The organism is Paenibacillus amylolyticus (assembly GCF_051136285.1).
GTDB lineage: Bacteria > Bacillota > Bacilli > Paenibacillales > Paenibacillaceae > Paenibacillus > Paenibacillus amylolyticus_F.
This window is the reverse complement of sequence record NZ_CP194938.1, coordinates 2491073-2508813: the sequence shown is the minus strand read 5'-3', so window position 1 is coordinate 2508813 and position 17741 is coordinate 2491073. Positions and strand designations below refer to the sequence as shown.

Genomic DNA, 17741 nt, shown 5'->3' with positions numbered 1-17741 from the left:
CATCGTATATCTTTTTCCAGAACGAAATGACCTATATGGAAAAGCAGCAAAGAAGCCAGCCCTCACACCTAGAGAGCTGGCTTTGTATATTTTACGAAAAAGTATACATTTCAATGAATAGGAGCTGTGATTCTGATATGCACGTTTTCATATTACAATTGCTTCATATGCCCTGTTCTTTTCAAAAATTATATATCCTTGCGAATTTTATCAGCTTCCAATAATCGACAACATCAGCTAATCATAATCGATATAATATTTGTGGATATGTTATTAGTGTGACTTTTGTCTAAGGAGGCGAGGCTGTTTGCTAAGTTACACAATGAAGATGGTGATATTCCCACTAGGTTGCCTGCTTGTCATTGTATCCTCAATTATACTGGGACAAACAGCGCATCCGGTCTTGATGATTCTTACAGGTATTATGCTGATCATGAGTATATGGGGAGAGCAACGTTATCCATTTTTAAGAATGATACAATGGTTGATCCTTGGTGCATTTCATTATTTCAGTCAATTGAACTGGTGTAATTTGCTCTATTATATGCTTATTATTTCAATGATTCAGAATAAACAGCAAATGATACAGAGCTTGCCGATTTCACTGCTGCTTATGCTCCAGTATACGATCATTCGACTATCTTATGTAACGACGGATGCATACACTTTACTGGTGTCTTTATTTGATCTGCTGACCTCGGTAGTGGTTAACGTTCTATACCATACCCTCGTGAACAGTGAGTCCGAGAAACAGAAACTGCGGAAAAAAAATCAATTTCTTACCCTTCATGATCCGCTTACAGGATTGCTGAATTATGAAGGATATATGAAGGTGCTTCATCGGACGCTGGAGGAAGAACGATCTTTCCTCTTGGTTCTTTTGAATGTCAATAATTTCAGCGGATACAAGAAAGGATCAGATGATCCCTGGTGTGCAGTCATTAAGGGGATCGGAACAAAGATCACCAATCAGTTTCCTGAAGCTTATGGTGTATCACGGTATGCAGGTGACCGATTTGCTGTTGTGTTGCCGCAAATACCCCATACCGAAGAGCGGATGTCCTCCTTGCTGTCGAATCAGCTGCAGGGATTGCAAGTAAGTTATAGCATATCTCGTTATCCGAGATTATCACAAACCTTGCAGCAATTCATGACGATTGCGGAAGATCAGCTGATCCAGCAGCAGCGCAGCCAGTGGATTAAAAATGAAGAGGAAGTATTTCGTTCCGAGAGACTGCGAGCTGTAGGTGAGCTTGCTGCAGGCATGGCGCATGAGATACGTAATCCACTTACTGCGATTCGGGGGTTTTTGCAGCTGTCACGCGGGCAAGCCTTCAATATTGCACCGTGGTATGAAGTTATTATGAGTGAGGTAACCAGAGTCACCGATTTAACGGGGGAGTTTCTGCAATTTTCCAAGCCTCAAGCCCATCATATGAAACCGGAGAAGCTGGCACATTGCCTGGAGCGGGTCATGTCTTTGACCGAATCGGATGCTGCCTCAAGAGGGCATCGGATTACACTTCATGTGAAGGATGAGTCGGTTTATGTGAACATGGATCGGGATAAAATTGTACAAGTTCTAATCAATCTGATTCGTAATGCATTTGAAGCGATGTCAGAACCGGGCGAGGTACATATGCACATGATGCAAGAAGGGGAGAAGGTATTAATCTCGATAGCGGATACGGGCAGCGGGATTCCCGAGAGTTCGCTAACCGAGATTTTTAACCCGTTTTTTACGACAAAGGAGGAAGGCACGGGACTTGGTCTTGCGCTTTGTCAAAAAATTGTTCAGGATCATAACGGTAAAATTACGGTACAAAGTGAGATGGGCACAGGTTCTACCTTCACCTTACAGCTGCCTGTAGAGAGGGATAAATTGTAAGTGTTATATGCCAGACCAGCGCAAAAAGGGGGAATAAGTCTTGCTGGGGATGTTATCAATATGGAATAAAGAAGGGCTGTCCTGCGGATGCCCATCGGTCATTGATTATGATCAATCATCGATGGGTATCCGGGCAGCCCTTATTCGCGTTTCAGCCTATTTATCCGGACATATCTTGTGACGTGTCTCTTGGTCTGGGAGAAGGGGAGATCGATAACTTGCGCCACAACCATTCGACTGGCCCCAGTTGATATTTGCGCAACCAGAGGTGGGAGAAAAGCATTAAGAACAGACAGATGCCAAGCCACATCAACAAAATAAACAGGGAAGACGGGCGTCCGCCCAGACCAAGCCCCCAACCATAGAAGATCACAGAAGCGATGATATTTTGTGCAATGTAACAGCTCAGTGCCATCTTGCCAATCTCACCAAAACGCTCAAACAGCTTGGGGAGGAACCGATTTTCTGAAAAGTAGGCGATTATTCCGAGATAACCCAGTGTAAGTACAGGGGCGCTGATATAGCGTACCCAAATATCCATAATCCCGCCGGGAACAAGCAGGAGCAGGTTCAGGGGAATACCTGCCGCAAGCCCGGTAATCATCAGTTTCCGACGTTTGAGGCGTCCAGACTCATCGTTGGAGAATACCCCTGTCCGCATAAGCAGCGCTCCCAGCAGAAATAAAAAGATATTCAGCGGGATGATGGCAATCGATTCTGCACGGAAAAATCCGAAGTTGTTTAAGCGAAACATGACTTGTTCCCACCACGTTCCGGAAGTGTACAGCTGTGTAATGGTATTCATACCGTTGAAGGATGAACCGGATTCGAATGCCAGCAAGGCTGTAATTCCCGTAACGCCGATCACATGTAAGCTTCCTGCAATCACCATCATCGTCAGCACAAAGCGTCTGGAGCGATGAATGATGAGGGAAACGATCATACCTGTGATGGCATAACTCATTAGAACGTCATATTCCATTACGAGAATGTAGTGCAGCAATCCGTCCAGCAGTAATAGTGCGCATGACCAGATGTATACGCCAGGCCAGGCATAGCCTTCACGAACTGCTTTTTGACGTTTTAATTCCATGCCGACTCCAAACAGCAGAGTGAGCATACCTAGAAATTTTCCATTCACCAAGATAAGCATGATCGTCTGCACTAGGCGATCTCCTGAACTCCACCACGGTTCAAGCGCGTTACCGAATACCAGGTTCAAATCGCCAAGATAAGCAAAAATCCAGATGTTGGTTCCCAAGGTTCCAATAATTGCAAACCCCCGAAGAATGTCGAGTAGGGCAATTCGTTTCATGAAGTCCTCCTTTTTTTGGAACATATGAATTAAAAACAATATAACACAGATGTACTAAAAAGAAGTATTAAATTTTAAGGGACATCAGGTTTATGGGGAAGTGGTCATTTGTGATTCGCATTTTAATGATTCGTAATTTGGAAAATATGGTATTATCTATTTAATGCAGTGTAGTCTCAGAGGCAAGCTGGTTTAACGAATGTATCTCAGATTCAAATTATAAAGGAGGCAATGGTGTGATTAAAAAACAATCTCTCGACCTTACAACAATGAAGTGGAAAACGATCATTGCTGCTTTTCTGGCAGTGATCCTATTTATGATGTCAGTTGTCCCAGCTCTTGCAGCTTCTCCAGGAAAAACCGTAAATGCTTCAGCCAAACTAGCTTATAACCTCAAAGGACTCAAGTTTAACCGAGTTGTTCAGAAGGCTTATATAGCAGACAAGTACGTATACGTAACGCAGCGTGTAAACACGACATGTCAACTATCCAGACTTTTGATCAAAGGTAACAATGCCGAATACGTGGATCATATGACCATCACGAACAGCGGGCATTGTCAGACGCTGGATATGTATACGTACAATGGAGCGAACTATTTCTATTTTAGTTCCAAAGCGGATGTAGCGCCTACCAATGTGTGGTCACTTCAGGTAGCGAGACTTCAATACTCCGCTGGTAAAACAGTAGACTACACCGATCTTCATCGTTTCACTTATATGAACTACGCCAACAAAAAGGGTTCGAAGCAGGGGACAACGTACCGAGTAGATGGCGGTGGCAACAGTAACTACACCGTGTTCCGGATTCAGACGAGGGAAGGCGGAAAGTCAAACACGGATAAGGTAGTCTGGTCTGTGTACGATACGACTGCATTAAACAGGTTACTTGATCAGAACAAGCAGGTTCGTATGGATAGCCCTGCGGCAATTAAAGCAGCAGTCTCCAGCTTCACACAGTCGGGTAGCGGGATTATTCGTCCAAATGGGTCTTTCCAAGGTGTAGATTTGCTGGGTAAGACTCAGATATTTACATCCGGTGGGGCAGAGGGGGACACACCGCAGATTGCTAAAATCTCAAGTTCAGGCGCGTATCAGTCTCTTGTAAAAATAACGAATGTCGGAAAACATGAAATTGAGGGTGTACAAACGAAGAACGGGAACGTTTATTTTCTGATTGTGGCCGATCCAGGAAACAAACAGAATGGGCAGAAAATATACTACGTTCCAGATAGCGTATTTTAAGAAAGATGTGGTTGGCCTCTGAGAACTACACTGCGATATCCATCTATGGAATTTTATAAAGAGTGTTGTAGTCGTCTTCCTTGCTCTGAAGGTGTAGAGCAAAGAAGGCGGCTTTTTTGACTTTATGGAAGATTTGACCTGCTCGTTACAGTTGTGCTACATTGTTATTAACTACTTGTTAATAACAAAATGTTAATATCAGAATGAGGTGTATGAATCATGTCTCATGGAGACAAAGCGCTTGACCCAGTCAACGTTAGCGAAGAAGAGTTCCTAAAAACCTATGATGCCGGAGAGTACGAACGTCCCTCGGTTACTGTGGATATGCTCGTATTTACGATCCGAAGCGGAGAGCAGGAAAATTACCGTAAGCTGGCGGAACCGGAACTTGGTTTGCTACTGATTCGCAGGGGAGGTCACCCCTATCTGGGACAGTGGGCACTGCCAGGGGGATTTGTCTCCATGCATGAATCATTGGAGGATGCTGCCCGGCGGGAATTACAGACGGAGACAGGAATAGATGATATTTACCTGGAACAGCTGTATACATGGGGAGATGTAGGGCGCGATCCGCGTACAAGGGTCATTAGTTGCTCTTACATGGCTCTGGTGGATAGCAGTGAGCTGGAGCTTCAGGCGGGTGATGATGCCAGCGACGCCAGCTGGTTCCGGGTTGAACAGAAACTCATCGAAGAGAAACGTCATATTCATGAACGCGGCCGGGTGACAGAGCGCCGAATACAGCTTGTTTTGAGTAATGAAACAGAACAGTTGTCGGCTATTGTAGATACCAAAGAGCAAGTAGAAGGGCGAGTGCGAAACAGTAAATTGAGCTTAGTAGATGTTCAAGGGATCGCATTCGACCATGCCCAAATTATTCATTACGCGCTGGAGCGGTTACGTTCCAAAATTGAATATACGGATATCGCGTTTAATCTGATGCCGGAGAAATTTACGTTAACGGCGTTGCAGAAAGTGTATGAGATTATTAGCGGCAAAAAACTGCTGGCAGCTGCATTTCGGCGCAAAATGGCAGACTGGGTGACCCCGACGGGTGAATATGCAAGCAGTGCGGGACATCGTCCATCTCGGTTGTACCGATTAAATTCGGAGAGGGAAACCCTGTAGGTGAGATCAGCAGGAGGAGTCAAGGCGTTGTTTTGCAAGAAGTAAGTAAGTAAGTAAGTAAGTAAGTAAGTAAGTAAGTAAGTAAGTAAGAGGTGATATGTATGGAAAAGTTTACGTTTTTCTGGCGGACAGCTTCGCCGTTCTCCCAGTGGTTTCTGGCTGATTTTACGGTGAACGGGGTTCAGTATACAAGTGCAGAGCAATACATGATGCATCAGAAAGCACTGCTCTTTGGCGACCAGAACAATGCAGACAAAATTATGAAAACTCGTTCGGCTTCGGTGCAAAAAAAGCTGGGCCGACAGGTCACAGGTTTTAACCAGACGATATGGGAAAGCGAGTGCCAGCGCATTGTCTATGAAGGCAATCGGGCCAAGTTTACACAGAATGAAGATCTGCTGGCTGCTCTACTCGCCACCCGTGGCACAACACTCGTGGAAGCAAGTCCGGATGATCGCATCTGGGGTGTGGGATTGGCGGAGGAAGACCCGCGTATTCGCAATCGAAAAGAATGGCGGGGAACGAACTGGTTAGGTGAGATTCTTACTCGCCTTAGAGATGAGATCGGAAGGGATTACAATGAGTAATATAGATAACTACAACAAAAACAACAAATACAATAATTCAAATAGTAAGACGGATGGGTCTCGTAAGTCTAACGCATCAGCTGATGGCACTGGCGTTAACTCGCGTTCTGGACGTTCGCGTATTGCATATCAAACGCTGGAGATTCTGGAAGAAGGCGTGTACGTAAACGGATATGACCGTGCTGTTCATATTAAGGAAGACATGGAGCAAGCCTTTCAGAATTCGGTTCTCTATCGGCCTTCGGAGCTTTCTGGACTTCGGGAAAAGCTGCGTAAAGAAGGGCGTATAGGAGAGTTAGCTACATCAAGAGAACTTCAGCAGGATACTGGACCTATTGCAGCTCATGGAAAAACAACGCGGATTGAAGTAACCAGTGAAACAACACTTGCAGCAGCAGCTCGTCTGACTCTGGGGGAAGGAAAAACGGATGTTGTCTGTCTGAATTTTGCATCGGCAAAAAATCCGGGCGGTGGTTTCCTCGGCGGAAGTCAGGCTCAGGAGGAAAGCTTGGCGCGGGCAACAGGACTGTATCCATGTATTGCCCAGATGCAAGAAATGTATGAGTATAATCGTAAGCAGCGCTCTTGCCTGTATTCGGACCATATGATCTATTCTCCTGATGTTCCCGTAATCAGAGATGATTATGATCGATTGCTGGATCAATATTACACAACCTCATTGATCACCGCTCCGGCAGTAAATGCAGGTGTTGTCAGAGAGCGGAACGAAGCGACGGATGAAGAGATCAAGTTGGTCATGAAGCAGCGCATTCGATATGTGCTGGAGGTTGCAGCTGCCCAAGGTCATCGAACCATCGTGCTGGGCGCCTTTGGCTGTGGTGTGTTCCGGAATGAACCGGCACAGGTGGCAGCGTATTTTAATGAGGTACTGGTTGAAGAGGGATACAGGGATTATTTTGAACATATCGTATTTGCTATTTATGACCGGAGTGCAGGACAGCGAACGTTGGAGACCTTCAAACGCCTGCTGCATTGGGATGAGCAGGGAGAGTCGGAAAGCACGGACATCATGTAATAGAACGGACGTTTTTGTAACGCCTGATGTGCAGAGCGCAAATGAACCGGGAGTTTATCGTCTAAATTGTGAGGTGCGATGCACAGGAGAGGAAGGTATAACGATGCAGTTTTACGAACGACAACAGGATTTGTTTGAACTGGAGGAAAAATACGCACTGGCACACTGCATATCCGCCGATGCGAGAATGGGTAAAGGAATCGCGGTGCAATTCAGAGAGCGGTTTGATCTACAGGCTCTTCAGGATCAAGCGAAGCTGGAGCCGCTGGAGATTGGGCGATGTTATCCGGTTGGAAGAACACTGAATCTTGTGACCAAAGCCAAATATTCGAATAAACCTACGTATTCATCATTAACCCAGGCAGTCGAGTCCATGCGGGATGTCTGCTTGGAGCAGGGAATTACTGAGCTGGCTATGCCTCGAATTGGTTGCGGGCTGGACAGGTTGAAGTGGGAGAAAGTAAGTGTGATTATCCAGAATACATTTGCGGAGATGGATATCGAGATCGTTGTATGTACAGTATGATCGAGTACACTCGGTATGTTGTATCTAAAATAAAAAACCTCAGCTTGGTAAGAAAGCGCGCGAGGTACAGGAAGTAAGACTATTACGAAGTCTGATCCCTGTATTCATTGAGCCTGGAGCATGATCGATATGCGCTCTGTGCTCTTACAAACGCGCTTTCGTTATCGAAGCGAGGTTTTTTTGTTGTTTTTATGATTAGGCGAAGCCGGGTTTATTTTTTGGAAAACATCTCTTTTGCTTCATCCATAGCCATCTTGTTCCCGATGGAAGAATAATCAAGCCAAGGCTGTGCCCCGATTGGATAGACATGACCTGCTTTGACCGCTTTAAGTCCCTGCCAGATCGGGTTATTTTGCAGTTCCTTGAACATCGTTTGTGCTTCATCGTCCGAGTTGACCACAACAAAGATGGCATCGGCATCATAGTCGGGCAGAACTTCACGTGATACGACCTGATAAGGTTTGGAGGTATCCATCTCTTTGATGCCTTTGGCTGGAGTCAATCCGAGATCGTCGTACAAAATAGGGCCCATGGGGCGGCGTGTGCTGAATACACGTAATTCCTTGGCTGTCACACGAATCGCCATGACGGTACCGTCACCAATCTGATCATGAATCAGCGATTTGACTTCCTTTGTTTCCGTTTCGTAGTCCTGAATGTATTGCTCCGCTTCTTTCTCACGGTTCACTAACTTTCCAATGTCTTTCAGGTGATCTCTCCAAGTCCCCTTGTCGAGATTGAATACATGCACAGGAGCAATTTTCTCGAATTTGGTGGCATCGTTACCAGAAAACTCCTCATCCAGATAGATGACATCCGGTTTAAGGGCAAGCAGGGCTTCCATATCCGGGTCTTTAACCGGGCCGAGTGGTGTCGTATCTTTCAGGCGATCAGCCACATGAGACAGGAAACCTTTTGCTTCCCCACCAATGACAGAACCGACAGGTGTGATACCGAGGGATAGCAAATCATTGGTCAGGTGGATGGACATGGATGCGATACGTGGTTCACCCGAAGCTGCATTATTCTTTGAATTGTCTGTCGAGGTGTTTGAGTTTGTAGTAGTCTTTGAATCGCCCGAGCCTGTTGTGGACGTTTTGGTTGTTCCGCAGGCTGCGAGTACCAGCACCAAACTGATGGTTAACAAAAGCATTAGATTTTTTTTCAACATCGTTGTCATTCTCCTTAACATCTCATGGATGGGATCAATTTTTTGATGTAACTATATAAGTTGAACTAAAGATAATTTACACGGGCACTTCGATGACAGAATAACCTTACAATCGCTGTTATCCCCAGGTTTTTTCTGTCCTCTCCGTTATTGTGTAAATCGCTAATTAATAATCATTTGATTCGTACCAGCAGATATAAAAAATAAGGTGCGCCGATCGCGGCGACAACAACGCCCGCTGGAATAGCGTTTGGTGCAAATATCGTCCGGCCCACTGTATCGGCGGCTACCAGAATGAGCATGCCGATCAGTCCTGCGGCAGGAATCAAGTGCCGATGCATCGGTCCGACCAGTCTGCGGGCCAGATGAGGGGCAGCCAGACCGATGAAGCCGATGCCTCCAGCCATAGATACACTGACCGCAGACAAGGCCACGGAGCAGAGCAACAGCAGGATGCGCCGGGATCGCAAAGGTGTGCCGATGCTGGTGGCAGCGGCATCGCCTAGATGGAAGGCGTCCAAGGTTTTGGAACGGCTCCAGATGTAGGCGATACAGAGCACAACCCAGGGAAGCAAAGCCTGTACATGAATCCAGTCACGACCCCATACACTGCCTGCAAGCCAGCGTGCAGCGAAGGAATAAGTATCCTCGTCCAGACGCAGCGACAGATAGAGGGTGAGTGCATGGAACCCGGCGGCAACAGCGATGCCAACCAGAATAAGTTTAATCGGTGATACACCGCTGTTTTTGTCATAGGACAGCAGCATGATGATCAGGGCCGCAGCCACACTTCCGGCAAAAGCAAAGAGTGGAATCAGCAGAGCCGCCGAGGTGTCCAAGCTGAACGACAGGCTGACAAAGACCATCAATCCAAAAGCGGCTCCGGCATGCAGGCCCAGAATTCCCGGGTCAGCAAGTGCGTTACGTGTAATACCTTGCAGGGCAGCACCTGAAATCCCCAGCCCGGCCCCGGCAAGAACCGTGACCAGAATGCGGGGCAGCCGGTAATCAAACAGGATGAGCTGATCCTGTTCGCTTCCTTGTCCAAGAAAGGTTTGTATAACAGCCAGAGGGGATACACGAACCGTACCTGTATTCAGACTGATGAGGATCACCAGGACTGCGAGACAGAGCAGAACGATGCTGACGATGATCGCCCTTTGGCCACGAGAGGTTTGATTGAACTTCTCAAAAGGGAATCTGACGACAGATTTCATTCCCCGTTTCATCACTACAAAGCCCTCCTTTCCTTGCGGGCCAGATAGAGGAAGAACGGTACGCCGACAAAAGCAACCATGATGCCTACGGCCAGTTCCTGAGGCGGATTCACAATTCTCGCACCGAGATCGGCGAGCACAAGTAGAATGGCCCCGAGCAGGGATGACATGGGAATGATCAGCCGATAATCTACACCCACCAGTTTGCGAGACATATGAGGGATAACCAGCCCTACGAATCCAATCGAACCGACAGCGGAGACGGATACTCCTGCGAGTACAACGACAGCAGCAAGGGCAAGAAAGCGAGTCCAGCGCAGGTTCATCCCTAGATTAATGGCGACCTCTTCCCCCAAAGACATAAGTGAGACACGACGGGCGAGCGGCATGGTTAACAACAGTGTAAGCAGTAGTACCGGCAGTATCAGTTTCAGGTGCCGCCATTCAATACCTCCAAAACCTCCCGCGTACCAGAAGGCCAGATCCTGACTCAGGTCAAAATAAATGGCGACCCCGGTGCTCAGTGAACCGAGCATAGCGGCAATCACTGCACCAGCCACCGTGAGCCTAATGGAGCTCAAGCCCCCTGGGGCAGCCATGCCAAGCAGGAAGATGAGCAAGGTGCCGAGCACCGCTCCTATAAACGACAAAAACATAATCCAGCCGTACGGTAATCCAGGCCAGAAGGCAAAACTTAATGCCACAACAAACGTTGCTCCAGCGTTAATACCGAGAATCCCGGTATCCGCCAGCGGATTACGGGTAATGCCTTGCATTAAGGCTCCAGCAACTCCAAAAGCAGTTCCGATGATAGCGGCGGCTAGCACTCGTGGCAGTCTCAATTCATGAATGATCTGATGAGATGTCAGGGAAGGGCTATATTGGAACACGGCAGTCCAGACCGTTTCCAGTGTTAACCCCTTAGCTCCTAATGAGATGGCAACAAACATACTGATCAGCAGGATCGCGATGGCAGACAGAAACATCAGACCAACGGTGACTGCGGATCGTTGAGTCTTGGACGGGCGATGAGGCAGTCCCGGATGTTGGATACGGGTCACTCCTTTATAACAAATAACATCTTTCGTTGTTATTGATTATCATTATCAATTAGTGAATATTATAAAATCTTAATCCAGGCCCGTACATGGCATAAATTAAGATTTGGGAAATGGACATTTTTTAGATTACAAAAGTATGGGCTTGTTCGTCAACATCGAGAGCGCTTCCTCAAGCTGGATGTTGATGGAATATGGGGCGTAGACAACCCAAGTGTTCCAATCCACAAGATGAACCTGTCCGTTGCGAACGGCGGGATGACTGTTCCATAGCGGATCATTCTTTAATTTTTGCAGCAGTGTTGCTGGGTTATGCAGGTTGTCTGTTGCAAGCACAAGTACATCGGCTTCCAGACCGTCCCATTGTCCGGGTGTAAAAGGCATCCAGTTGAAGCCAATCCCGGGAGCTTTGCCTTGCAGTTCAGCCTGAATTCGCTCAGGTGCAGCGAGTTGTAATGTGCGGTAGAATACATGACCGAAGTTACGGTGGCTGTACATTCGGGGGCCCTTGGCTGTTAACGTACCTACAGCTATAGTCAGACCGCCAGCCAGTTCTCTGATCCTCTTACGGGCACGCTCTGCTTTACGTTCATGTCGATCCATCCATTCTTTTGCCGCCTGAGTCCGATCTACAATCGAAGCAATTCGTTCCAAATGGCCGAACATGTCAGTCTGGTTCCACGGAATTGTAATAATGGGCGCAACATCACCAATATGCTCCATTGCTCTAGCCGTAGCGTTATCTTTAGTCAAAATCAGCTCAGGATTCACATCCAGAAAAGACTGCCGTCCCTGTTCCCAAGGTTCATACGCATGAAAAGGCAGCTTAAGCGACTGAGGCAGATGTGGCAGATGGCCTTGTATCTGGGCAGCACATGGGGTGATGCCGAGCGTCATCAGATGATCGGTATATGGATAAGAAAGTGACACGATGTTGCGATGAACCTGCTTGGCATAAGATGTTGGAGCATAACCCGCATAGTTGCGAAAACGTCTGCTGAAGTAAAACTCGTCGCGGTAACCGACCTCACGCGCAATATCACGAATACGCAGATCCGAGGTCAGCAGCATTTCCTTGGCCCGATTCATGCGCAGATGAGTAATATATTCAGTCGGATTTTTTTGCATCCGGCTTTTGAACAGCTGGGAGTAATACGACGGATGCATGCCCGCCAGTTCAGCGAGTGTATCCAGCTTGATCTCATGCATATAATGCTGCTGCATATATTGAAGTGTTGATTTGAGCCAGGACTCGGGATCTTCCTGTTCCTGTTCTTCGGCAGATCTCGGATGCTCTTCAGGCCAGAGCATATAGAGCAGTTCGGTCAGTAGCAATTGTGCTTTGATTTCACGGGATGCTGTTTCGTCATCGGGATGTGCGAGTTCAGTCAGCTGGGAGGTGATTCGTTGAATGCCGTAAAAGGGACCTTGAATCCATCCCGTAACAGGTGAACCTAGCTCACGCTCATAGATGCGTCTTGCTTCTGTCTTCTCCGTAACTCGAAACAGGTCAAATTCAAGCATATACAGCTCGGCATCATGATCAGCATCTGACACGAGTTCCAGCCTGGTTCCAGGTGGATACAGGCAGGCCGCTTTGCGCACGACACGAGACGGCCCCGCGTCCACAATTTGTGTACCCGTGAACCGATGCAGGTAGATGAAGGTATGATGCTGGAGTTCATCTTCCTGCCACCGGAAGCGTTGATGTGTGTTAATATACTCTGCCCGTCGAAGTTCAACCAGGGCGTGGTTTAAGAACTGGTGAAGTTCATCGCGAACGGTAGAGCGTGTAGGTTGTTGTGTATTTATATGATTTGCATCGCCACGAGGGCGCACAGTCAGCTTGGCGTCTGAAGGTATGCGGTTATGGCATTGATTGGGCTCAGTGATCATGGCGTACCTTCCTTTCATTGGGCTCCATATGTTCTTCTAAAGGGTACATTGCTTATGGTTTGTCTCCAAATCATCTTAGCAAATCTGTTGCAGAAATGAAATGTGGTGAAGGAAAGCAGGCTTTTCTGACGAAAACGTTACTTTTTGGTAAAATAAGAGAGATACCATGTTGGCTGGTCTGAATCATGAACCTTGTAACACTCAATCTGTAGTAGGGAGGATGTACTTATGACACAGACAGCAGGACGGGATAAGGTACGGTGGGGAATTATGGGCACAGGGTGGATTGCATCCCAGTTTGCCAAGGATTTGGTGCATGCAGGCAATGCGGAGAGAGCAGCGGTCGGTTCTCGAACTGCAGGCAGTGCGGAGAAGTTTGCAGCCGAATATGGTTTTGAACGCGCTTATGCTTCATATGATGAATTACTGCGTGACCCTGAGGTGGATATCATCTACGTGGCAACCCCTCATCCGGTACATAAGGAAAATGTGATGGCCTGCCTCGAAGCAGGTAAAGCGGTACTCTGTGAGAAGCCCTTTGTGATGAACTCACGTCAACTGGAGCCATTGGTGGAAACCGCACGAGAGCGGAAGCTTTTTCTAATGGAGGGCATGTGGACACGATTCCTGCCGCCGGTTGCCCAGGCACGGGCTTGGATTGCGGAAGGGCACATTGGTGAAGTGCGGATGGTTCATGCTGATTTTGGATTCCGCATTGGATGGGAGCCGGAAGGGCGGCTGCTTAATCCTGATCTGGGCGGTGGTGCATTGCTGGATGCCGGGGTGTATCCGATCTCTTTTGCGTCGATGATCTTTGGTGAACAGCCACAGCATGTATGGAGCACAGCGCATATTGGGGAAACGGGTGTGGACGAGCAGTTCTCCGTATTATTGTCTTATACTGAGGGACGTTCGGCGTCACTGAACGGTGCCATTCGTTTGAATCTGAACAATGAGGCTGTCATCTACGGCACGGAAGGCCGAATTCGTCTGCCTTTTTTCCTCGCAGGCAAAGAAGCATACTTACATGTCAACGGACAGGACGAACCCGAGAAGTTTGTGGATGATCGAACGTGTATCGGGTATGCGTTTGAAGCGGAAGAGGCGGGGCGTTGCATCCTGCAGGGCCGCACGGAGAGTAACACCATGCAGCTGGACGAGTCCCTGGAAATTATGAAATTAATGGACACGGTTCGCCGTCAATGGGGTCTGCGCTACCGATCGGAATAAGAACGCTGGACCGCAATAATTCAGTGTCGGCATGATTACATCAGGAAGGAGTGCAGCGGTGATGAAATTTTTGATATCAGGGTTTGAGCCTTTTGGCGGAGATACGGTGAATCCGACAGGAGCGTTGATGGCGGCATTAGAGCATGAGGTTATTGAGGGTGCTGTATTAAAAACTGTGCTGCTGCCTGTGCATTTTGATGAATGTGCAGACTTGTTAATTGAAGAGATGGAGGCTTTTCAGCCAGATGTCGTTATCGCTTGCGGGTTGGCAAAAGGCAGAACAGCGATCACGCCAGAGCGCATCGCGATCAACGTGAAGGATATTCCGCCCCGATCTTACGCGGACAATCAAGGCCAGCGCCCAGTGGACGAGCCAATTGCGGCTGGAAGTCCGGACGGTTTATTTTCCACCTTGCCCATCCGGGCGATGGTCAATGAGATGATGGCAGCAGGCATACCAGCAACCGTCTCTAACACAGCGGGAACGTATATATGTAATAACACAATGTACCGGGTACTGGATTACATTCGGTTGCAGCAGTTGCCTGTGAGGGCGGGGTTTGTACATTTTCCGGCATCGACTGATATGACCGTACTGGAGCCATCTGTCCCATCTTTGCCACTGCCAGTGATGCTGGATGCACTGCGATCCATGATCCGCACGATTTTGTCAGAAGCAAAAATAAACATAGAGGACGGAATAAAAAAATAAACTTCAAATAAAACCAACGAGAGAACCAACCAACCAACCAACGAATCAAAGAACCAACTAACCAACGAGAGAACCAACCAACGAACCAACGAACCAACCAACCAACCAACCAACGAATCAAAGAACCAACTAACCAACGAGAGAACCAACCAACGAACCAACCAATCAACCAACCAACCAATCAATTACGAACGAACGTACCATCCAAAGAACTCAAGAACGACGAACGAACGTATTAACCAAAGAACCCACCAAAGAACCAACCAACAAAAGGGCAGCTCCGATACGTCACAAAGGTGGCGCGCGGAGTTGCCCTTTTCATATATTAGACTCAATAAAACAGCGCGTCAGACACGATGATCCTGCACGATTGTCTTGCAAAAAATCTAACGATCTCCACAGACCTTATTTACACCAATTTGGTGGTTTTAAAATTCTAACGATCCGTAGGAACGCTATTTCACCAAAATAGACAAGATTGAGGTGAAAAAGAGTCATTTTCGGTGAAATAAGCTTCCTGGTGATCGTTAGAATTTACTGAGTGCAAAAATGGACCAAATAAGCTCTGTCAGGAGCGTTAGAGATACGCAGTTGTCAAAAGTCAGGCTCTAACCGGTTAACAATAGCTTTGGCTATGCTCGTAGTTAAATAGACTAACAACATTTCAATTCCAGCCAATCAGTACCAGCCAATAGGGAGGTCAGATCCGTAAAAGGTTCAGGTCGAACTCGGGAACCAGTTTTTCTTGCATTGCACGACCAAGTAGTGCCGTAATGGCGGCATATCCATCTTCGCCCAAGTTTGCACTGAATTCGTTGACGTACAGATCGATATGTTGAGCAGCGACATCGGGATCCATTTCCTGGGCGTGTTGCATCACGTATGCTTGGGATTCTTCAGGATGTGCCCAGGCATATTCCACAGAGGCACGAGCCCACTCAGCTAGAGCATGAGCATCCAGATTACGGCGTACAATAATGGCACCAAGCGGAATCGGCAAGCCTGTGTCACTTTCCCACCAGTTGCCGAGGTCTGTCATCAGCTGCAAACTATAGTTTTGGTACGTAAAACGCGCTTCATGGATGACCAGTCCGGCATCGATCTGACCATCGCGAACAGCAGGCATGATCTTATCAAAAGGCATGACCACAATTTCACCGACACCGCCAGGGACATTTTGTGCGGCCCATAGACGGAATAATAGATAGGCTGTAGAGCGCTCGCTCGGTACCGCAACCCGCCGTCCAGACAGGTATGCCGGGTCCGTTGTGCCATCAGCTGTCAAAACTAAAGGGCCGCAACCTCTGCCCAGCGCACCGCCAGCAGGTAATAAAGCATAGTTTTTCAGTACATAGGGGAGCGCTGCATAAGAGATTTTCATTACTTCCGGAATTTCTGGTCCGATGGGATTCGCAGCAAGGCCGTTGGTTATATCAATATCTGCATAGCGAACCTCAAGTTCAGGTGCACCAGGAATCAATCCGTGTACCCAGGCGTGAAAGATAAATGTATCGTTCGGACAAGGGGAAAAAGCAATATTCATGATGTAATAACCTCCCATAAAATTGAACTTGCTGCCTGGAGCGCATCCAGGGCATCCTTGATGCGCCAGGCGTCGCGGTCGCGTGGACCGACCGCGTTAGAGATGCCGCGCAGTTCGAGCACCGGCAGGCCGAACTGCTGCGCAGCTGTTGCCACGCCGAAGCCCTCCATGCCTTCGGCGGCGGCATCTGGCACGCGGCGCAGCAGCTCCGCGGCCGTCTGCGCGGTTCCGGTCGCCGTGGACACGGTGACCGCAGTGCCCCCGCTGACAGCGAGCCCTGCCCGCTGCAGCTCATGGCGTAGGCGCGCGGCAAGCACCGCGTCCGCCGCTACACGGGACGAGCCGAATCCGAGCTCGTCCACAGAGAGAAAGCCGTCTGGCGTCTCCGAGCCAAGATCGGCTGCAACCATAGCGTCGGCTACCACGAGGGAGCCGACGTCCGCCCGGCCGGGGAACCCGCCACCGATGCCGGCACTGATCACCAGCCCATAGGCTGATGATCTGGCGCCGGTTCCGGCAGCGGGCCCCGACCCTGAAGATGCGGCAGATGCCTGTGCCGCATCACGTTCCTCTGGCGCGGCGGTGCCTTGCGCCAGTTGATGTGCACTTGCCGCTGCTGAAGCAAAGGCTATGGCAGCGGCAGTTCCGGCAGCGGCCGAGGCAGGGCCAACGCCCGCTGCAATTACATCAAATCGTGTTGCGGCATCCTCACCCAAGCCGCGAAGGATCGCCTCTTTTTCCGCATCCACCGCCGTTACAATCAGCACGCGTGAGGAAGTACAGAACCCGGATGTAGAAGCGTTGGTATCTGAAAATGTCCTTTTCGTTGTGTTCATTAGGCATTTACCTCAATTTTTTAAGTATTTGATATATCGTTGCCGCTAACCCGGTCATTCATACCGTGATTAAGTTCAGCAGGCTGTGCGTTCAATGATATCGAAGTAGCAGTCAGGGACGCACGAAGATGTTCAAATGCTGGCCATTTAACTGTCCACTAACTGTCTACTGTATGAGAACAAATAGATCCTTTTTGTCTTTCAAAGAGTGGACAGTACCCTCCTAAAGAGCATATCCCTTTGCTAATGATTGAAACACTATATATAGATGTGAAAATCGTAAATGTTAATTTTGATCTATATGTAGATTGGTGAGTGTAGTGTGTTATTTTCAAAGACGTGTCCACCTTTTGA

General features: G+C 48.1%; 15 protein-coding genes. 8 read left to right on the top strand and 7 right to left on the bottom strand.

The genetic code is table 11. The features are described from left to right. Positions 1 to 322 precede the first annotated feature (322 nt). On the top strand, positions 323 to 1888 hold the full coding sequence (locus tag ACR8BL_RS11170; protein ID WP_434752670.1) for an ATP-binding protein: 1566 nt from the start codon (positions 323 to 325) through the stop codon (positions 1886 to 1888). Positions 1889 to 2048: 160 nt separating this feature from the next. Here ACR8BL_RS11170 and ACR8BL_RS11165 read toward each other — a convergent pair whose 3' ends face one another. Continuing rightward, entirely contained in the window at positions 2049 to 3203 is a 1155-nt protein-coding gene (locus ACR8BL_RS11165) for a DUF418 domain-containing protein (protein ID WP_434752669.1), read from the bottom strand. Between the two features lie 269 nt (positions 3204 to 3472). On the opposite strand from ACR8BL_RS11165, the gene ACR8BL_RS11160 reads away from it, so the two are divergent. From ACR8BL_RS11160 to ACR8BL_RS11140, 5 genes are all read left to right on the top strand, one after another. Continuing rightward, the gene (locus ACR8BL_RS11160) at positions 3473 to 4447 is read left to right on the top strand and encodes a hypothetical protein (RefSeq protein ID WP_434753090.1); all 975 of its coding nucleotides are present in this window, start codon (positions 3473 to 3475) and stop codon (positions 4445 to 4447) included. 219 nt (positions 4448 to 4666) lie between these two features. Next, positions 4667 to 5575, top strand: a complete 909-nt coding sequence (locus ACR8BL_RS11155) for an NUDIX hydrolase (RefSeq protein WP_434752668.1) — start codon at positions 4667 to 4669, stop codon at positions 5573 to 5575. A 101-nt stretch (positions 5576 to 5676) separates the two neighbouring features. Then, the gene (locus ACR8BL_RS11150; protein WP_434752667.1) at positions 5677 to 6162 is read left to right on the top strand and encodes an NADAR family protein; all 486 of its coding nucleotides are present in this window, start codon (positions 5677 to 5679) and stop codon (positions 6160 to 6162) included. Further along, positions 6155 to 7198, top strand: a complete 1044-nt coding sequence (locus tag ACR8BL_RS11145) for a TIGR02452 family protein (RefSeq protein ID WP_434752666.1) — start codon at positions 6155 to 6157, stop codon at positions 7196 to 7198. Before ACR8BL_RS11150 ends, ACR8BL_RS11145 begins: the two co-directional genes overlap by 8 nt. A gap of 103 nt (positions 7199 to 7301) precedes the next feature. Next, the gene (locus ACR8BL_RS11140) at positions 7302 to 7724 is read left to right on the top strand and encodes a macro domain-containing protein (RefSeq protein ID WP_434752665.1); all 423 of its coding nucleotides are present in this window, start codon (positions 7302 to 7304) and stop codon (positions 7722 to 7724) included. Positions 7725 to 7935: 211 nt separating this feature from the next. On the opposite strand, the gene ACR8BL_RS11135 is transcribed toward ACR8BL_RS11140, so the two are convergent. The 4 genes from ACR8BL_RS11135 to ACR8BL_RS11120 all read right to left on the bottom strand — a co-directional run bounded on the left by ACR8BL_RS11135 (position 7936) and on the right by ACR8BL_RS11120 (position 13066). Beyond that, positions 7936 to 8892, bottom strand: coding sequence for an iron-hydroxamate ABC transporter substrate-binding protein (locus ACR8BL_RS11135; RefSeq protein WP_434753089.1), 957 nt, complete (start codon positions 8890 to 8892; stop codon positions 7936 to 7938). A 176-nt stretch (positions 8893 to 9068) separates the two neighbouring features. Further along, the gene (locus ACR8BL_RS11130; RefSeq protein WP_434753088.1) at positions 9069 to 10112 is read right to left on the bottom strand and encodes a FecCD family ABC transporter permease; all 1044 of its coding nucleotides are present in this window, start codon (positions 10110 to 10112) and stop codon (positions 9069 to 9071) included. A gap of 14 nt (positions 10113 to 10126) precedes the next feature. After that, positions 10127 to 11098, bottom strand: coding sequence for a FecCD family ABC transporter permease (locus tag ACR8BL_RS11125; protein WP_434753087.1), 972 nt, complete (start codon positions 11096 to 11098; stop codon positions 10127 to 10129). Between the two features lie 201 nt (positions 11099 to 11299). Then, positions 11300 to 13066: an AraC family transcriptional regulator gene (locus ACR8BL_RS11120; protein ID WP_434752664.1), complete on the bottom strand. Its 1767-nt coding sequence runs from the start codon at positions 13064 to 13066 to the stop codon at positions 11300 to 11302. Positions 13067 to 13294: 228 nt separating this feature from the next. Between ACR8BL_RS11120 and ACR8BL_RS11115 the strand changes: the two genes are divergently transcribed. Continuing rightward, a complete protein-coding gene (locus tag ACR8BL_RS11115; RefSeq protein WP_434752663.1) occupies positions 13295 to 14296 on the top strand; it encodes a Gfo/Idh/MocA family protein in 1002 nt (333 codons plus the stop codon). A 61-nt stretch (positions 14297 to 14357) separates the two neighbouring features. Further along, on the top strand, positions 14358 to 15008 hold the full coding sequence (locus ACR8BL_RS11110) for a pyroglutamyl-peptidase I (RefSeq protein ID WP_434752662.1): 651 nt from the start codon (positions 14358 to 14360) through the stop codon (positions 15006 to 15008). 700 nt (positions 15009 to 15708) lie between these two features. Here the strand turns inward: ACR8BL_RS11110 and ACR8BL_RS11105 are convergent. Next, the gene (locus ACR8BL_RS11105; RefSeq protein WP_434752661.1) at positions 15709 to 16551 is read right to left on the bottom strand and encodes a 1,4-dihydroxy-6-naphthoate synthase; all 843 of its coding nucleotides are present in this window, start codon (positions 16549 to 16551) and stop codon (positions 15709 to 15711) included. Next, a complete protein-coding gene (locus ACR8BL_RS11100; protein ID WP_434752660.1) occupies positions 16548 to 17387 on the bottom strand; it encodes a futalosine hydrolase in 840 nt (279 codons plus the stop codon). The genes ACR8BL_RS11105 and ACR8BL_RS11100 overlap by 4 nt, the downstream gene beginning before the upstream one ends. Positions 17388 to 17741 lie beyond the last annotated feature (354 nt).

What these genes read in the sequence shown, in the direction of transcription:
- ACR8BL_RS11155 (WP_434752668.1), top strand. Translation starts at nt 4,667, where the DNA reads ATGTCTCATGGAGACAAAGCGCTTGACCCAGTCAACGTTAGCGAAGAA.
- ACR8BL_RS11150 (WP_434752667.1), top strand. Translation starts at nt 5,677, where the DNA reads ATGGAAAAGTTTACGTTTTTCTGGCGGACAGCTTCGCCGTTCTCCCAG.
- ACR8BL_RS11160 (WP_434753090.1), top strand. Translation starts at nt 3,473, where the DNA reads ATGAAGTGGAAAACGATCATTGCTGCTTTTCTGGCAGTGATCCTATTT.
- ACR8BL_RS11140 (WP_434752665.1), top strand. Translation starts at nt 7,302, where the DNA reads ATGCAGTTTTACGAACGACAACAGGATTTGTTTGAACTGGAGGAAAAA.
- ACR8BL_RS11110 (WP_434752662.1), top strand. Translation starts at nt 14,358, where the DNA reads ATGAAATTTTTGATATCAGGGTTTGAGCCTTTTGGCGGAGATACGGTG.
- ACR8BL_RS11130 (WP_434753088.1), bottom strand. Translation starts at nt 10,112, where the DNA reads ATGAAATCTGTCGTCAGATTCCCTTTTGAGAAGTTCAATCAAACCTCT.
- ACR8BL_RS11115 (WP_434752663.1), top strand. Translation starts at nt 13,295, where the DNA reads ATGACACAGACAGCAGGACGGGATAAGGTACGGTGGGGAATTATGGGC.
- ACR8BL_RS11170 (WP_434752670.1), top strand. Translation starts at nt 323, where the DNA reads ATGAAGATGGTGATATTCCCACTAGGTTGCCTGCTTGTCATTGTATCC.
- ACR8BL_RS11125 (WP_434753087.1), bottom strand. Translation starts at nt 11,098, where the DNA reads ATGTTTCTGTCTGCCATCGCGATCCTGCTGATCAGTATGTTTGTTGCC.
- ACR8BL_RS11165 (WP_434752669.1), bottom strand. Translation starts at nt 3,203, where the DNA reads ATGAAACGAATTGCCCTACTCGACATTCTTCGGGGGTTTGCAATTATT.
- ACR8BL_RS11120 (WP_434752664.1), bottom strand. Translation starts at nt 13,066, where the DNA reads ATGATCACTGAGCCCAATCAATGCCATAACCGCATACCTTCAGACGCC.
- ACR8BL_RS11145 (WP_434752666.1), top strand. Translation starts at nt 6,155, where the DNA reads ATGAGTAATATAGATAACTACAACAAAAACAACAAATACAATAATTCA.
- ACR8BL_RS11105 (WP_434752661.1), bottom strand. Translation starts at nt 16,551, where the DNA reads ATGAATATTGCTTTTTCCCCTTGTCCGAACGATACATTTATCTTTCAC.
- ACR8BL_RS11100 (WP_434752660.1), bottom strand. Translation starts at nt 17,387, where the DNA reads ATGAACACAACGAAAAGGACATTTTCAGATACCAACGCTTCTACATCC.